The sequence below is a fragment of the Mucilaginibacter sp. NFR10 genome (assembly GCF_900100445.1).
Taxonomy (GTDB): Bacteria; Bacteroidota; Bacteroidia; order Sphingobacteriales; family Sphingobacteriaceae; genus Mucilaginibacter; species Mucilaginibacter rubeus.
In genome coordinates, this window is sequence record NZ_FMTV01000001.1 from 40,680 (window position 1) to 56,610 (window position 15,931).

13 protein-coding genes are annotated in these 15,931 nt (G+C 43.2%); 5 read left to right on the forward strand and 8 right to left on the reverse strand.

Translation table 11 applies throughout. The features are described 5' to 3' along the window. Window positions 1-29: 29 nt before the first annotated feature. Window positions 30-377: a winged helix-turn-helix transcriptional regulator gene (locus BLP33_RS00165; RefSeq protein ID WP_090523392.1), complete on the reverse strand. Its 348-nt coding sequence runs from the start codon at window positions 375-377 to the stop codon at window positions 30-32. A 106-nt stretch (window positions 378-483) separates the two neighbouring features. Here BLP33_RS00165 and BLP33_RS00170 point away from each other — a divergent pair, with 106 nt between their 5' ends. After that, window positions 484-1,002: a lipocalin-like domain-containing protein gene (locus BLP33_RS00170; RefSeq protein WP_090523397.1), complete on the forward strand. Its 519-nt coding sequence runs from the start codon at window positions 484-486 to the stop codon at window positions 1,000-1,002. Between the two features lie 108 nt (window positions 1,003-1,110). Here BLP33_RS00170 and BLP33_RS00175 read toward each other — a convergent pair whose 3' ends face one another. The 7 genes from BLP33_RS00175 to BLP33_RS00205 form a co-directional block, all read right to left on the reverse strand. Next, window positions 1,111-2,442 carry a bifunctional folylpolyglutamate synthase/dihydrofolate synthase gene (locus tag BLP33_RS00175; protein WP_090523402.1) on the reverse strand — a complete coding sequence of 444 codons (1,332 nt, stop codon included), beginning with the start codon at window positions 2,440-2,442 and terminating at the stop codon, window positions 1,111-1,113. A gap of 145 nt (window positions 2,443-2,587) precedes the next feature. Next, window positions 2,588-3,406, reverse strand: coding sequence for an energy transducer TonB (locus BLP33_RS00180; RefSeq protein WP_090523406.1), 819 nt, complete (start codon window positions 3,404-3,406; stop codon window positions 2,588-2,590). A gap of 226 nt (window positions 3,407-3,632) precedes the next feature. Further along, on the reverse strand, window positions 3,633-4,034 hold the full coding sequence (locus BLP33_RS00185) for an ExbD/TolR family protein (RefSeq protein ID WP_090523411.1): 402 nt from the start codon (window positions 4,032-4,034) through the stop codon (window positions 3,633-3,635). Further along, window positions 4,031-4,744: a MotA/TolQ/ExbB proton channel family protein gene (locus BLP33_RS00190; RefSeq protein ID WP_090523416.1), complete on the reverse strand. Its 714-nt coding sequence runs from the start codon at window positions 4,742-4,744 to the stop codon at window positions 4,031-4,033. Before BLP33_RS00190 ends, BLP33_RS00185 begins: the two co-directional genes overlap by 4 nt. Further along, the gene (locus BLP33_RS00195) at window positions 4,741-5,808 is read right to left on the reverse strand and encodes an HU domain-containing protein (RefSeq protein WP_090523421.1); all 1,068 of its coding nucleotides are present in this window, start codon (window positions 5,806-5,808) and stop codon (window positions 4,741-4,743) included. The genes BLP33_RS00190 and BLP33_RS00195 overlap by 4 nt, the downstream gene beginning before the upstream one ends. 40 nt (window positions 5,809-5,848) lie before the next feature. Continuing rightward, on the reverse strand, window positions 5,849-7,720 hold the full coding sequence (locus BLP33_RS00200) for a porin family protein (RefSeq protein ID WP_090523425.1): 1,872 nt from the start codon (window positions 7,718-7,720) through the stop codon (window positions 5,849-5,851). A gap of 27 nt (window positions 7,721-7,747) precedes the next feature. Beyond that, window positions 7,748-10,840, reverse strand: a complete 3,093-nt coding sequence (locus tag BLP33_RS00205) for a tetratricopeptide repeat protein (protein ID WP_090526134.1) — start codon at window positions 10,838-10,840, stop codon at window positions 7,748-7,750. Window positions 10,841-11,112: 272 nt separating this feature from the next. On the opposite strand from BLP33_RS00205, the gene BLP33_RS00210 reads away from it, so the two are divergent. From BLP33_RS00210 to BLP33_RS00225, 4 genes are all read left to right on the forward strand, one after another. Next, window positions 11,113-12,210, forward strand: a complete 1,098-nt coding sequence (locus BLP33_RS00210) for a DUF922 domain-containing protein (RefSeq protein WP_139159895.1) — start codon at window positions 11,113-11,115, stop codon at window positions 12,208-12,210. Window positions 12,211-12,397: 187 nt separating this feature from the next. Then, window positions 12,398-13,432 (forward strand): LacI family DNA-binding transcriptional regulator, encoded by a 1,035-nt coding sequence (locus BLP33_RS00215; protein ID WP_090523433.1) that lies wholly within the window; start codon window positions 12,398-12,400, stop codon window positions 13,430-13,432. A 108-nt stretch (window positions 13,433-13,540) separates the two neighbouring features. Next, complete coding sequence (locus BLP33_RS00220) at window positions 13,541-14,590, forward strand: glycoside hydrolase family 43 protein (RefSeq protein ID WP_090523436.1); 1,050 nt, start codon at window positions 13,541-13,543, stop codon at window positions 14,588-14,590. A 465-nt stretch (window positions 14,591-15,055) separates the two neighbouring features. Next, a complete protein-coding gene (locus BLP33_RS00225; RefSeq protein WP_090523441.1) occupies window positions 15,056-15,913 on the forward strand; it encodes an SDR family oxidoreductase in 858 nt (285 codons plus the stop codon). Window positions 15,914-15,931: the final 18 nt, after the last annotated feature.

The window sequence follows — 15,931 nt, forward strand, 5'->3', positions numbered from 1 at the left end:
AAGGTATTTTTGACTTTACTGAAATTAAATTATGGCATGGCTACTATATCATTAACCTGCATCTGATGTTTGGCCCAATCGCGGAGTAATTGTAAAAAAGGGAGTAATTCCCGGCCTGTATCGGTAAGGGTATATTCAACCCTTGGAGGTACTTCAATATGCACCTGCCGAAGAATGAGGCAATCATCTTCCAGCTCACGCAGGGCCTGGGTAAGCATTTTAGAGGTTACGCCTGTTACAGTGCGACGTAACTCGCCATAACGCATCGTGCCATTGCGTAAACGCCACAGGATGCGACCTTTATATTTGCCGCCTATTCGCTGAAAAGCGTAGTCGATACCACATCTTGGAGCCTCGTGTTTTGATTTTTTATCCATCAATTAAAAATAATATAACTGATTTACAGCATGGTAACTTTTTAGTAATCAGGCTACTTTTTTGTGCCTTATTGCTAATGGAATATAGCAAATATAACTTTGCTACATGAAATATAAATCGCTTTTCATTCTAATATTGTTCACTACGTGTGCAGCATTGGCACAGAACAAACCCCCTGTTCATAATTTGACCGGAACTTATGAATTGGTAACAGTTGATAATATTGCCGCCGACGGCAGCCGCACCCATCTTTACGGGGATTCGCCGAAGGGGACCCTTATAGTTGACGCTATGGGGCATTACGCTTTACAGATCTACAGTGAAGGCCGGCTAAAATTTGCATCGGGTGATAAAGCTAAGGGTACCGACGAGGAGAACCGAGCGGCGATAAAAGGGTGTAACGCTCATTATGGTACCTATAAAGTTGAAGGGAATTATATCATTTTCAATATAGAACATGCATCATTCCCAAACTGGGAGGGCACACAACAAAAACGCCCTTTTACAATTTTGGGCGATATTTTTAAGTACACTGTACCTGCGCCAACTACCGGTGGGGCGATAACAGGGGAGGTGGTTTGGAAGAAAATGTCTGAATCAGAATTTACAGGATTTAAGAATTAACAGCATGTTTTACTTCAAGCCCAGATTTTACAGGATTTGAATTAGCAGAAAACCTTGCCAATTCCTATATCAAAATTTTGAAAATCCTAAAATTCTGTAAATTCTGATTCAGACAACCTCAGCCACCACAAAAGTGCTGCCGCCCACAAAAACAAGATCATCATTAGCCGCATTTTTTTGTGCCGATAGCAGTGCTTCTTTTACCGATGGATATGCATTACCAATTAAACCATGAGCTTCGGCCTGGGCTTTCATGATTTCAGCGTCCAGGCCTCTTGGAATGTCTGGTTTGCAGAAATAATAAGTAGCACCTTTGGGCAGCAGCGGTAATACTTTGCCGGTGTCTTTATCATTTACCATCCCGATAACCATATGCAGATGATTATATTTAACAGATGCAATATTTTTCATTACTTCCTCAATGCCATCGGGGTTGTGCCCGGTATCGCAAATGGTAAGCGGGTTATGGCTTAAGGTTTCCCAGCGACCATGTAAGCCGGTGAGGTTTTTGACTTGCTTTAAGGCTGTTTCGAGGTGCTCACCGGTAATTACGAAACCCTGCTCGCGTAATCCATCAACGGCGGATAAAACGGTTTTTACATTTTTAAGCTGATAGCTACCTGTTAGGTCGAGTCCGAAAGTCCGAAAGTCCGAAAGTCCGGAAGAGGTATGGCCCAATGGGTTTCGTTTCGCAATAATTTTAAGTAGCCCTTCGTTTTCTTTCCGACTTTCGGACTTCCCGGCTTCCGGACTTGAAATCGTCCACTCTTCTGATGCAAACCGAATGTTGCTGTTAGTTTGCGCAGCTTTATCGATAAATACGTTTGATACCTCCGGTTGTTGTTCACCAATGATTACCGGGATGCCCGGTTTGATGATGCCTGCCTTTTCGCCGGCTATTAGTTGCAGGGTATTCCCCAGCATATTCATGTGGTCCCAACCTATGTTGGTAATTACCGAGAGAAGGGGAGTGATCACATTGGTTGAATCCAGCCGACCGCCTAAACCTACCTCAATAACCGCGATATCTACCTTTTCTTTGGCGAAAATATCAAAGGCAAGAGCAACGGTCATCTCAAAAAAGGAGGGGGCTATTTCATCAAAATCGGCCCTGTGATCTTCAACAAAGTCAACTACCGTTTGCTCGCTGATCATTTGTCCGTTAATGCGGATCCGCTCGCGAAAATCTTTGAGATGGGGTGAAGTATAAAGCCCTGTTTTGTAACCCGCTGTTTGTAAAATGGCCGCCAGCATGTGCGATGTTGATCCTTTGCCATTAGTGCCGCCTATGTGCACACTTCTAAATTTATGGTGAGGATTATCCAACCGCCTGCAAAGCTCGAGCGTATTGGTAAGGTCTTTCTTAAATGCCGAAGCCCCGTCCCGTGTAAACATGGGAAGCTGGGTATAGAGGTATTGGAGGGTTTGTTCGTAGTTCATGGTTCATGGTTCATGGTTCATGGTTTGAACCACTACTTTACGAGGCAAAAATAGTACTGAAGCTTACTAAAAGACAACGGGTAAATGTAATATTATTTCGACATCGCTATGAACCATGAACTATGATCCATTCGCTTTTCCCGAATTAATTTACCTTAAACACAAAAACAACGGTACCCTGTTGCTGATCGGGGGCATTATCAAGCGGGTTGAGTTTGGAATTTTTTACAGCATCTTCGCATTTTTGAAGCAGGCCGGCATCTGATATGGTGGTACCACGGGCACCAGCACGGGCATACGTAACGTTGCCATCTTTATCAACCCTGATATCAACTACAATTTTACCGCTTTGACGGTTGTCGTCACTTACAGAGGGGCGGCTCACAAAGTTACGCTGTGCCATATTCAGGCTACCGCCATTGCCGGATCCTGTTCCGTTATAATTATTGGTGAGTGTAGTACCCGTAGTTTTACCCTGGTTGCCCGGAGTTTTGCCTGTGCCATCGCCTTCACCGGTACCGGTTGATGCTTTGCCTTTGTACAAAGCATTTTGGTTAACGGTAGGTTTTGCCGGCGGTGTTTTTACCGGTGGAGTAGGGGCAACATTTTGACTTGGTTTTTTAGTAGGCGCGGCCACTTCTGGGGCATCCTCGTTATTTTGGGTAACTACCGTTTTTTCGCTGCTTTCGGGCGTTGGTTTTTCTTCGGTGGGTTTACTTTCGGTAACTTTATCCGGCTTAGTATGATTGGCTTTTTCCGCTACCGAAGGTTCTTCGGTGCTCATGTAATCATCGCCCATACCTTCATCAACCGTACCGTAGTTTACCAATATGCCGCCTGTTCCGTTCTCCTCAACCGGCGGATTTTTGAATACTATAAAATAACATGCCGCTATCAGCACAGCCATAATAATGCCTGTTGCTATAAATGCTTTCGGATAGTTATTTTCTTCCCTGTACTCCATTTTTATAATTAGTGCAATTTTTTAATTAGCAGTATTTTCTTAGTTGCAGTAGCAGTAGCGAGTAGCACGTTTTCTATTGTTATCAGTAATCTGTTAAAACTGCCGCTAAAAACTGCAACTGCTACTTAAAGAACAACTACTACTAAAAAGAGTGGCAGTTTGTTTAAAAGATTACGGTAACTTACTGCAATAATCTACTATAAACTTTAAACTGCAACTGCCACTGTTATCCCTTAGGTTCTGTTGCCAAAACCAGTTTAATATTCAACTTTTGTGCCACGTCCATCACCTGTACCACATCCTGTATGGCTACAGTTTTGTCAACATACAAAACTATAGTAAGTTCGGTAGCCAGGGTTTTGTAACCCGCCAGTGTAGTTTGCAAAGCATCCACCGGGATCTCTTTTTTATCTACGTAGTACTTCAGGTCTTTGGTTACTGAAACGGTTATGGTTTTTTTAGATACCGACTGCCCTGTTGATGATTTAGGCAACACCAGCTTAATAACGTTAGGGTTGGTAACTGTTGAGGCTATAAGGAAAAACAGCAGCAGGAAAAACATAATATCGTTCATTGCCGATGTATGTACCTCTGCCGATGCGCCCCTGTGTCGTTTTCTTAAATTCATTTGCTCGGCTCCTCTAACAGATCAATAAATTCAATGGCATCGGTTTCCAGCTTCAGGATCACCTTATCAACCATCATATTTAAAATGTGGTAGCACACATAAGCTACGATACCTACAAACAAACCTGCGGCTGATGTTACCATTTTTACGTATAAACCGCCAGAGATTACCCCCATGCTGATGTTGTCGGTTTTTGAGATATCATAAAAGATCTTGATTACACCGGCAATGGTACCCAGGAAACCAAACATCGGCGCTATACCGGCTACGATACCTAAAATTCCAATATTTTTTTCCAGTTTGGATACTTCCAGCTTACCAACGTTTTCAATAGCCCCTTCGATATCTTTTATAGGGCGACCAATGCGCAATAAACCTTTTTGCAGCATGCGCCCAAGCGGCGTGTTATTGTTACGGCAAATAGCAATGGCCGATTCCAAATTGCCCGAGTGGATACTTGAACGTACCTGTACCATCAGGTTTGATTCATCACGAGATGCTTTACGGATAGTAAAGTAACGTTCAAAAAATATTACCAGCCCCAGTACAGCTAAAATACCTATCGGGATCATTACCCAGCCACCCTTGATCAGCAGGTCGCCAAAGCGAAGTTCTTCAGTTGGCAGTGCTGCGGTTGTTACGGCGTGGTTTGCGGTATCTGCCAGGTGTTTGGCGGTATCTGTAATTTGCTGAATTAATAATAAAGTCATTTCGTGGAATCAGTAATTTGTTTTGAGTATGTGTCTTTAGTTATTTTTCCTTGTGATATGAGTTTTTTTCTCACGGCTTCTGCTTCCCCAGATGAGGAAAACCCTCCAATTATGATCTTGATCCGCGGACCGGTTCCGGGGCCTTTCAGCAGGCGGGCATCAATCCCCCTGCTTTTATAATCTTTAACCGCCTCATTGCTTTTGGTTATCGTTTTAAACGATCCTAAAAATATCGCAAACTCCGGCTGTGGTACGGTATCTGTTTTAGCTGCCGGATTATTTAACGCTTCAACAGGTTTAGAAATTGCCTTTGCCGTATCAGCAATGGTTGGAGTGGAATCCTTTTGGATACTATCCGGCTTAATTACGGGAGCAGCTTTGGGCTTTTCAACCTTTGGTTGTTCTTTAGGGCTGCCATTGTTAAGATGTAATAGTGCGGGGTTATATTTATATGCGCCAAAAGCTGCTGCGGCAAGTATAACCACTGCAATTGCTATTATAACCCAAATGCTGATACCCCGCTTAACTTCGGGTTCATCATCAATATACTCAGGCTGCTCAACAAATGTTGCGGCTGTCGGCGGCGGTGTATAGCTTTGCTGTAAAGGAATGGCCGTAGGCAAAGGCGGCGGCGGTGGTGGCGGGGGCACATAGTTAACCTTGTTAATGGTTACCGGGGTAAGGCCAAAAAACAAAGGATCGCTGCCCGGTGCCTGTTCCTGCGGTCTGAAAGCAATTTTGCCTTCCTGCATATAAAACCAGCCTAATTGGGCAAAAGGTACTTCATGCAGCACCAGCTCCTGCTTAAGGCTGTTGATGTATTTTTCGGTGAAATATTTGGATGATGCCAGCGAGATTTTTTTCTTTTCGGCGATATGGCGTGTCAGGATCTCATCGTCTTTAGCCCCCTGATCAAAATGCAGCTTATGACCGGGCGGATAAAAAGTTGCCTGTACATCATCATAATAGCCATTTATACGCAGGCGCGAAAAGCAGCCCAAGCCAGGTACACTTATTTCGGTGTACAGGCCGAGTAGTTCGCTTAAATAATTGGCTATATCCATCCGGTAAAAATACGGTTAATTTTAAAACATCAAACAGGGCTTAAAACGAGTACCCTACCCCGCCAAAGATATTAAATCCGTAGTTAGGGTAGTATAACCAATTTTGATAGGAACTGCTCAGGATATTATTAGCCTGCGCAAATACCGAAAACCTGCTGTTTATCCTGTATTCTACACTGCCGCTCAGGTCGCCAAAGCCCTTAATAGGCTGTTTAATCTGGTTGTAAACCGGGCTTCCCGGGGTAGAAGTTGGTGCCAATACCAATAACCTGTCGGTTGTTGAGCCGCGGATAAGCAACGAACCTGTAACGGTCAATTTGCTGTCGATATGTATAGCAGTACCTGCAGTTAATAAAAATTTAGGCAAATTCCATGGCTCACTTTCTTTAGCCATTTGATAGTCTTTTATTTCAATGCGGCCGAAAATGTTAAAATCGTCTGTTGCTTTAAAATCCAGCTCGCCATTAAAGCCGTTTACGCGGGCTTTGCCATCATCATAAATAACAGTGAATTTGTTGCCTTCGGCGTTGAAGTTACTCACCATTAAAGGCATGTTTTTAATGCTGTTGCGGTACACGGAAGCTTTGAAGCTTAAGCCGGGGGCCAGGGTGCCTTTTAAACCGGCACTGATATCCAGTTGATCAACTGAGTTTTTGATGTTGATGTTTTGGCCGATGAAGGGATTGATCATGGCAAAATCATGCAGTGAAGAGCGGTTTACATCGCCCTTAGCTTCAACAAAAAGGCGTACATATTTAGGGATTACCTGTACCTCCAATTTAGCGGCTGGGAAAATGTAAAACTTACCAAAATCGCCAAACTCTTTTACGATGTTAACGCCTGCATCTATTTTATAGTTATCGCCCTGAAATTTAATATAAGGGTTGACACGTGCAATGTTATTACCAAGACTGTAAAGGCTGTCTTTCTGGCTGGCCAGATCCAACGATCCGCTTAAGCCTGCATAAAACTGCTTAACCGTTTGATTTAAAAATCCCGATATAACGACATTGTTTTCACGAGCCTGGTAAGCATTGCTAAAAGCGTAACCTTTTAATTTTACAGCATAGGTGAAGGCATTTTCAACGTCTTTGTAATTCTTTGCCAGTTCAACCTCGCCGCTTATGGTATTGAAGTGCTGTTTTGTCGGTACAAAATTGTTGTCGGGAGCATCCTGGTTGTAACCGTAAAAATAGGTACCTAAACGATTGTAGTTGATGCGGCCTGAGATATTGTTATCGCCAATTATACTTTTACCGAAAACACCAACGTCATCGCGGCTTTGGGTTTGTTTTTGCAGTGAGCCAGATTGCGACAAATGTTTTATGAAACCGCCAAATTGTAAAGCCTCATCCCGACCGTTGGCAAAATAGCCTTCGCCATAAATGGTTTTCAGGTTGCCAAAACCAACTTTAGCAAAGTTGTTGGTTAAAACAGAATCCTGTTCTGCCGGCCTTTTCATTGGGTCAAGCTGCCTGATCTCGGAGTTTTGCTCCTGGCGTTTATCAAGCGGGGCATAGGTTAACGGTGCTTTAAAGGGCGCTTTATCTTCCAAATCAGGGTTACGACGGATCTTTACCGCATCGGCCAGCACCGGTTTATAAGCAGTGGTCACTACAATTTCTTCTGATAAGCTACCGCCATTGGCAGCGTTGTTGGGATTATTGCCGCCGCCCTTCTTAGTAGTATCCTGCGCTGTTTTTGCAGCGGCATCGCCCAAGCTTTTGCTGTCGGTAGCTTTTTTAGTTACAGGTTTGGGCGCGGCCTTTTTTGGTGCCGGTTTGGCGGCAGGCTTTTTAGTTGCAGTTTTTACTGTTGCTTTTTTGGTAGATTTCTTTGTTTGTGCCTGGGCAGGAACAAAGTATAATGCTATTATTAAGGTAAGCAGCGTATATGTGTATCTTGAGTTCATTGCTTGTCTTTTTTATATTACTCTTTGTTACTGTTTGTTAGTTGTATCGGGCTGGGCAGTTTCTTTAGTGCCTGTGGCAGGGGCTTTGGTTTTGCGGCCGCTCAGTTTATCCAGCTTCTCTTTAGCAGTAGGTAATATGTCGTCATCGGCTTTATAGTTATCAATGATACTTTGCAGGGTTGCCTTGGCCTGGAAGGTATCTTTTAAGCCCACATAGGTGTCAGATAACAAAATGTATGTTTTGGCCACCCAGTAATCGTAGTTTGGCATTTCCTTGGCCAGGTCAAAACACATTTTTTGTGCTGTTTTATAACGGCCTTTTTCATACTCAATAAGTGCAAGGTTGTAACGGGCTTCGGCAGCGGCAACGGTTTTGGTGTTGGTTGCAGTATAGGTGAACTGTTTAACAGCCAGGGTAGTATCGCCGGTTGCCAGGTAAGCTTTACCTTCGTACAAGCCGGTTTTAAATTTATCCTCCTGCGATGTTTTATCATTGGTTTTAACCAGCTCTGCGTATTTGATAGCGTCGTCGGTCATTAACATTTCCGAGTAGCAGTACATCAGGTTGGTGATGGCAAAAGTGTAGTCGGCCTTATATTCGGAGTTGGTTTCCAGACGTTTCAGGAACACTACGGCTTCGTTATATTTCTTTTGCTGCATGTATAATTTAGCCATGCTGATCAAGGCTTTTTCACTGTAGGCGCTGGTCCAGTCGTTCAGGATCACGTTATAATCAACCACGGCTTCGTCTGTACGGCCTAAGGCTGCTAAGCCTTGTGCACGGATAAAGCGTGCCTGTTTTTCGTAGATCTGTTTGCCTGGGAACTTATCGAAATAAGCGTTTACCGCGCTTACAGTACCCTGCCAGTCGCCTTTAAGGTAAAGGTTGTTGGCTGCGGTGATCATGATGCTTTCCTGATCGGAGGTGGTATAATTACCGATAGGGGTGGTACCTGCATAGTTAATAAATGTTTGGGCGTCACCTTTATCAGTGTAGATCTTTTCGATCTGTTTTAAAGATTGTTTGGCCTCATCGGTTGACGAGTAATCCTGTACTACTTTTTTGAATGATTCAATAGCAAGGTCATCGTTGCCCGCGTTGTAATCAATCAAACCGATAGTAACCAGTGCGCGTGGTACATAGCTGCTGCGCGGATATTTCTGGATCATGGCCTGCAGATCAGCTTTGGCTTTATCACCGTCTGTTTTCAGGAAATAGGTATAAGCTATCTCGAATGAAGCGTCATCCGCATAATCAGAGTTAGGGAATTTGTTCAGTACATCATTCAATGTACTGATCTTGGTATCCAATGAACCCTGTAAACCCTGGATCATACCACGTTGAAACAGCGCATAATCTTCGCCCTGGTTGTGCATGGCTATAATGCGGTTATAGTAGGTCATGGCACTGCCATAGCTCTTCATTACAAAATAGCTATCGGCAAGGCGGGTGATGGCATCATTCTGGGTGTTGGCGTCTTTTACATCGCCTTGTAAAAACTTCTCGAAGTAATTGGCTGCTTTTTTGTACTGCTCGTCGCCAAAGGCCGCGTAAGCCAAAGCATAGTTGGCATAATTGGCTACATCAGTTTCCTTAGCCTCGGGCATGCTCAGGAATTTCTCGAAATTCTCTACCGATTCGCCATACTTACGAACCTCAAACATCGCCTCGGCCATCCAGTAAGTAGTTAAAGCTTCTGTTTTACTATCAACCGGATCTTTTAGCGAACGCAGGAAGATACCAATCGCATTCTCGAAAGCACGCTCGTTATAAAATTCCAAACCGCGGTAGTAGGTAACTTTTTGATAAGCTAAACGTGCACTCTGGCTTTTATTAGGGATAGGCTCCAGGATCTCAACAGCTTCTTTATAGCTGCGTGAGTTTAGTAATTCTTCACCCAATAATACCTTAACCTCATCAATACGTTTTGAACGTGGGTATGTAGCCAGGTATAACCTTGTAGCGCCTAAAGCCTGCAGGTTAAAGTCGAGCTCGTATGATAGTTTGGCGTACTCATAAAGGGCATCCTCTTGTAATTGCTTATCATAATCAAGCTTGGAGGCATTGAGGAAAGCGTTACGGGCACTCTGTTTATTGTTCATTTTCAGGAACACATCGCCCAGGGTATAGTTACCGCTTTGGCTGTAAACATCGTGCTGTTCAACCAATTTTTCCAGTTCGCTGGCAGCTTTGGCATAGTTGCCTACCTTATAATAGGTATAACCCATCTGGTAGCTGTCCTGCGTGTTTTGGGTACGGCCCTGATCCCGGTCTTCAAAACGGCCATAGTACTTAACCGCGTTGTCATAATCGGCTTTAGCAAAGTACGATGCAGCGATGATGCGCAGCATTTCCGTTTCGTTTTGCTGATGGGTTTTATTTACAATAGGCACAGCGTAGTTAAGCACATCATCGTAACGCTTATCTAAAAAGTAAACTGCCGAGATGTAGTAAGGGTAGCTGTTTTCGTATTTTTTTGAGTTTTTAAGCTTTTCAAAATTTACCAGTGCCAGGTGATAGTCCTTGTTTAAATAAGCTATATAAGCAAAGTAATAAGTAGCATCCTCAGTAAATTCCGACCTTTTGTTTTTAACCTCGCCAAAAAGCAGTTGGGCATTTTTGTAATCCTTTAACTCAAAATAGGCGTAACCCTTACGAAATTTATACTCGGTATTGTCATGGCCGTTAAGCTCGCCTGCCTCAACCTTGTTAAACCAGCGGATAGCGTCTTCATATTTACCTTGTTTAAAATACGATTTACCAATCTGGAAAAAAGCCTGTTTGGTAAGCGGATTTTCAGGGTGTTCTTTTATAAAACGGAGAAACATGCTTTCGGCATCATCATTGCCCAGGTTAAGGGCGCAGAATGCTTCATAATACTGGCAGTTTTCTTTAGTGAGCGATAGCTCAGTTTCAAACTGTGGCTGGGTGCTTGTTTTAATTTTGTAAGCTTCAACCAGGCGAAATTGTTCGGCCGCCGAAGCAAATTTTCCTTTGTCCATCAAATCAATAGCCGCGTGATAAGTGCGGTAAATTTGAGTGGAAGGATTTTGCTGGGCTCGTGCTGTTGTAACTAAAAATACGGGAATGAGCAGGGTGATGTATCTTGTTTTGATCATAAAGCGCATACTAACGATAGTGCGAAAATAGCTAAACCAAAAAGAGGCTTTTCACATTAGAAATTAACAATTGTGGATAACACTTCTTTTAACGAAGGTAATACTTAAGATAATATCCATGTGGAAAACTTTAAAATTGTTGAGTACTGCCGTGGTACCGGCTATGGATAATCAAAAGTAATAATTACACGTTAAACAGTGCAATTTATTTGTATTTTGAGCATTATAATACCCCCGGGGGCGACGTGCCCCATCCATTATTTTTACCAATTATGAGTAGCGTTCTTAACAGAGGCGGATTGTGGTTACCGGTTATTTTGTACATGTTGGTGTTTTGTCCGTTAAATTCAAAAGCACAAAAAACAAATGCCGAAATTGTTTTAACAAACAGGCAGTTAAATGAAAAGCCGAACGAATTTTATATCGCAAGCGTTACTGATGAACGGCCCGACCGGAGTGCTGTTGCCTGGTTATTTTCGGCCACAGGTAATTTGCCTGCAGTAAAGTATAAAGTTGATTTACAGGGAGGGGCAGCAACAGCTGTTAAACAATTTGCTGATTATGCTATCCCTGTTAATAAGATGTTACGTCCGGTGGTCATCCGCATCAAGAAGTTGAAGCTTACTGAAGCGGCAATGGCCGATGGCAGGATAGAAGGCAGGCTGGAGATACAATTATGGTTTGAATTGAAAAAGGCTGAGGACAATGTGCATTTGATTGATTACCCGGCGGTCACAACATACTATCGCGGTGCAGGGCAACAATATGATACCGGGGTGCTGTTGAGCCGGGCCCTTGAAGCCGGCCTGATGTATTTTAACAGATGGATGAATCGTGAAGCCGACACTAATATTAAATTGGCTAAAGGAGTAAAATTAATCTTTACCGATTATTCTGAACAACCGGAAGGCGATACCATCTACTACTCGGCCAAGCGGCCTTTAACCTGGAATGACTTTCAGGATAAAGCCCGGGGCGAAAAGTATGTTGCCGAAGTGCAGCCAAGTTTTGGTTACACAGAACAGGTAGAAGTAGTAAAGTCGATAGTGGTAGTGAAGATAAGCATGCGCGTGTTTTTGCCTAAAAGTGCCGCCTGGGTAAAGCCGGAAGGACGTACAGACTATGCTCTAAATCATGAGCAGCGGCATTTTGATATTGTAGCGGTAATAGCCCGGCATTTTAAGAGGGCCCTTATGACTATGAAACTCCCGGTTGATAACTATGATGGCTATATTAATGTACAATACCTTGACTCGTACCGTGAAATGAACCAGCTACAAGATCAGTATGATAACGAAACCAGTCACGGTACAAACCAATACTACCAACAGGAATGGAATATGAAGATAGATGGCTTTTTAAGAGATTAAGACAGGAGACTCAACACACCCGAGCCCGGGGGATAAATAGCACATATATGAATTTAAATTCGTGGATGTCAGCATAATGTTACATGGCATAATACATCCTTATACTGTGCAGGACTTATTTTTCTTATGTTTACTCTCCTTTATATAATTGGATTGTTAATTTTAGGATCATAAGCAAGGGGGCGAAATGAATTTTGGCGGAGTTACCATAAAGGATATTGCTAAAGAGTTAGGGATCTCACCGTCAGCGGTTTCCAAGGCGCTTAAAGACAGTCATGAAATTGGCGAAAAAACTAAGGCGCTTGTACTGGAGTGTGCTAAAAGGCTTAACTATCAGCCCAATCTTAACGCCCAAAGCCTTAAACGGGGCAACAGCAAATCTATCGGCATTGTGGTTTCAACTATTGAGAACCAGTTTTTTTCGCAGGTGATCAATGGCATCGAATCAGTAGCGCACAGTAAGGGATATAATGTGTTCATTACTCAAACCCATGAATCGTATGAGCTTGAAATGCAAAATGTACGTCACCTGACTTTTCGCTCCATTGATGGTTTGCTGATCTCCCTCTCAACCGAAACCCAAAATATTGATCACCTGAAAAACCTGCATGAAAAAGGTTTGCCTATTGTTTTCTTTGATAGGGTAAGCGATGAAATTGATACACATAAAGTAGTAGCCGATAATTTTGCCGGGGCATATAAAGCCACAATACAATTGCTTGAAGCAGGATACCGCAAAATAGCTCATATTACCAGTTCGGTAAACGTATCCATTACCGCCGAACGCTTGAGGGGATACAAAGATGCACTTGAACAACATGGTATAATACCTGATGAAAAACTGATCAAGTACTGCCAACATGGTGGTAAAGACCTTGCCGAGATCGAAAACGCGCTAAGTGAATTGTTTTCTGAAAGTAAACCCGATGCCATCTTTACAGCCTCCGACAGGATCACGACTACTACCTTGTCCCTTCTTCATAAATTAGGCTTCCGGATCCCTGCTGATATCGCTTTGCTCGGCTTCACCAATACCCAACTGGCCGAAGTTTTAAACCCGCCGCTAAGTGCTGTTTATCAGCCCGGTTTTGAAATGGGAAAAAAGGCAACCGAAATGCTGATCAGCATTATCGAGAGCAAGCGGCCTGTTACAGAGTTTGAAACTACCGTATTGCCTACCCGGGTTTTTATCCGCAGTTCCTCTCAACCGGTAAAAGCTTAATATTAAATACCTGATTGGTAATAAATGTATGCTTAACATTTGTTGTTTTTGTGGAAACTTTTACAGATTTTTAGCGCATTATAAACTACGCTAAAACCTTTCAGCTCTATGAAAAAAATGTTCACTGCCTGTTTGCTGCTGCTTTTATTTTCCAGCGCGGCAATTGCACAAAATACCGGCAATAAAACTTTTACCAACCCGTTGCTGCCATCAGGCGCCGATCCCTGGGTGATCTGTAAAAACGGGTTTTACTACTATACCAATTCAACAGGGGGCAATATTGTTATCTGGAAAACAAAAGATATTACCAAGCTGAGCACTGCACCTAAGAAAGCTGTTTGGGCGCCGCCGCCTGGCACGGCTTATTCCAAAGACCTATGGGCGCCCGAACTCCATTTTATAAAGGGCAAATGGTATGTATATTTTGCCGCGGATAATGGCGATAACAATAACCATCGCATATATGTACTGGAAAATAGCTCGGCCGACCCAATGGAAGGTACCTGGGAGTTTAAAGGAAAAATAGCAGATAGCACTGATAAATGGGCTATTGACGCTTCGGTATTTGAAAATAATGGTAGTTGGTATATGATCTGGTCGGGCTGGCAAGGAAACCATAACGGTCAACAGAATATTTACATCGCTAAAATGAAAGACGCAATGACCATCAGCAGCGAACGCGTGAAAATATCGAGCCCGGCTTATCAATGGGAAACCAATGGTGATCTGCATGATGCCGGTAACCCGGCACATGTAAGCGTAAATGAAGGACCAGAAATTTTGAAACATAAAGATAAGTTATTCCTGATCTATTCGGCCAGTGGCTGCTGGACTGACTTTTATGCATTGGGCATGCTTACCGCTTCTAAAAATAGTGATCTGTTGAACCCTGCCTCATGGATCAAAACAGAGGAGCCGGTATTTAAGCAATCGCCGGAAAACAGCGTTTACGCGCCCGGTCATAACTCATTCTTTAAATCGCCTGATGGAAGGGAAGACTGGATCCTGTACCATGCCAATTCAAACCCTAACGAAGGCTGCGGTAATAAACGTTCGCCCCGCGCGCAAAAATTTACCTGGAATAAAGATGGCTCGCCCAATTTTGGTGTGCCGCTTAAAGATGGGCAACCTTTGACTGTGCCATCAGGAACTAAGTAAACGGAGACTGCTTTAAGATACAATTAAAAAAATCGTCATTGCGAGGAACCATCAGGGAAGCCCTGAAAAAAGCCGTGATGACATGTGAAATATACTTTAGCGATGGTGCGCGGGGGCCGCGTTAGGGATTGCAGTGTAAAGCCCACAGCGAGCGTTAGGATTGTGGGCTGGAAAAGCGAGGACTTGTAACGGAAAGCCCGGGCCGCAGGCAACGCCCATGTTATAAAACTGATCGAAAAAATACACTTAATAATCAATAACTTACAATCACGTCGTTATAAGGAACGAAGCAATCCCCGATAGGCAGAGCCGCTCTCTATAGTTCGCGATTGCTTCGTACCTCCTATGACGTTCTTGTTATAAGCACACAATTTTCTTGACAAATATCAATTATCTTCTTATCAAATGTCAATGTACAGGTTATAGCATCGCGGTAGATTTGTATCAACAAAAGAACGATACAAAATGTCAAAAACAATTTTTATAACCGGAACAAGCACAGGATTTGGTAAATTAACCACTATAACCCTTGCAAATGCAGGCCATACCGTAATAGCAGGTATGCGCGGAATAAATGGCAAAAATGAAACTGTAGCCAAAGAGCTTTCAGCCTTGCCAAATGTTGAAGTAGTTGAGGTAGATATTACTGATGATAATTCAGTTAAAGCTGCTTTTGAATATACATTAACAAAATACGGCCATATTGATGTGTTGGTGAACAATGCCGCAGTTTCAGGCTTTGGCGTACTGGAGGCTTACTCGCTCGATCAGATCAGGCAGATGTTTGAAGTGAATTTTTATGGAACCCTGCGCACCATCTTTGCGGTTTTGCCGGGGATGCGTAAAGCTAAAAATGGCCTTATCATCAACATTACATCGGGTGCAAGTGGTCATACCCTGCCGTTCATGATTCCTTATCTTGCATCAAAATTTGGGGTAGAAAGTATTACCGAAGGTTTAAAGGATGAGCTTGCACAGTTCAACATCGAGAGCGTTAGTATCCAGCCGGGCGTATATCCAACCGAAATGAATAATGGCAGCAAAACAGGCATCCATGCCGATAAACCAGAAGTTGTGGCCGAATACGGCGGGACCTCAGCACAGCAATTTAACGCTATGGGCACCGCGCTTTTCAGCAAAATGGCCGAGTTTAACATGGACCCGCAAACTATTGCCGATGGTATATTGAGGCTGGTTGAAATGGAAAAGGGTACCCGCCCGCTGCGTTATCCGCTTGATGCAGTAGCGCAGGGTACCGACCAGGAATTTATTGATGCCCGCGCCGCTATCAAAACAAAATGGTTAAGCAAATACACCGCATAACCTAATTATAAAAATATG

What these genes read in the sequence shown, in the direction of transcription:
- BLP33_RS00165 (WP_090523392.1), bottom strand. Translation starts at nt 377, where the DNA reads ATGGATAAAAAATCAAAACACGAGGCTCCAAGATGTGGTATCGACTAC.
- BLP33_RS00170 (WP_090523397.1), top strand. Translation starts at nt 484, where the DNA reads ATGAAATATAAATCGCTTTTCATTCTAATATTGTTCACTACGTGTGCA.
- BLP33_RS00175 (WP_090523402.1), bottom strand. Translation starts at nt 2,442, where the DNA reads ATGAACTACGAACAAACCCTCCAATACCTCTATACCCAGCTTCCCATG.
- BLP33_RS00180 (WP_090523406.1), bottom strand. Translation starts at nt 3,406, where the DNA reads ATGGAGTACAGGGAAGAAAATAACTATCCGAAAGCATTTATAGCAACA.
- BLP33_RS00185 (WP_090523411.1), bottom strand. Translation starts at nt 4,034, where the DNA reads ATGAATTTAAGAAAACGACACAGGGGCGCATCGGCAGAGGTACATACA.
- BLP33_RS00190 (WP_090523416.1), bottom strand. Translation starts at nt 4,744, where the DNA reads ATGACTTTATTATTAATTCAGCAAATTACAGATACCGCCAAACACCTG.
- BLP33_RS00195 (WP_090523421.1), bottom strand. Translation starts at nt 5,808, where the DNA reads ATGGATATAGCCAATTATTTAAGCGAACTACTCGGCCTGTACACCGAA.
- BLP33_RS00200 (WP_090523425.1), bottom strand. Translation starts at nt 7,720, where the DNA reads ATGAACTCAAGATACACATATACGCTGCTTACCTTAATAATAGCATTA.
- BLP33_RS00205 (WP_090526134.1), bottom strand. Translation starts at nt 10,840, where the DNA reads ATGATCAAAACAAGATACATCACCCTGCTCATTCCCGTATTTTTAGTT.
- BLP33_RS00210 (WP_139159895.1), top strand. Translation starts at nt 11,113, where the DNA reads ATGAGTAGCGTTCTTAACAGAGGCGGATTGTGGTTACCGGTTATTTTG.
- BLP33_RS00215 (WP_090523433.1), top strand. Translation starts at nt 12,398, where the DNA reads ATGAATTTTGGCGGAGTTACCATAAAGGATATTGCTAAAGAGTTAGGG.
- BLP33_RS00220 (WP_090523436.1), top strand. Translation starts at nt 13,541, where the DNA reads ATGAAAAAAATGTTCACTGCCTGTTTGCTGCTGCTTTTATTTTCCAGC.
- BLP33_RS00225 (WP_090523441.1), top strand. Translation starts at nt 15,056, where the DNA reads ATGTCAAAAACAATTTTTATAACCGGAACAAGCACAGGATTTGGTAAA.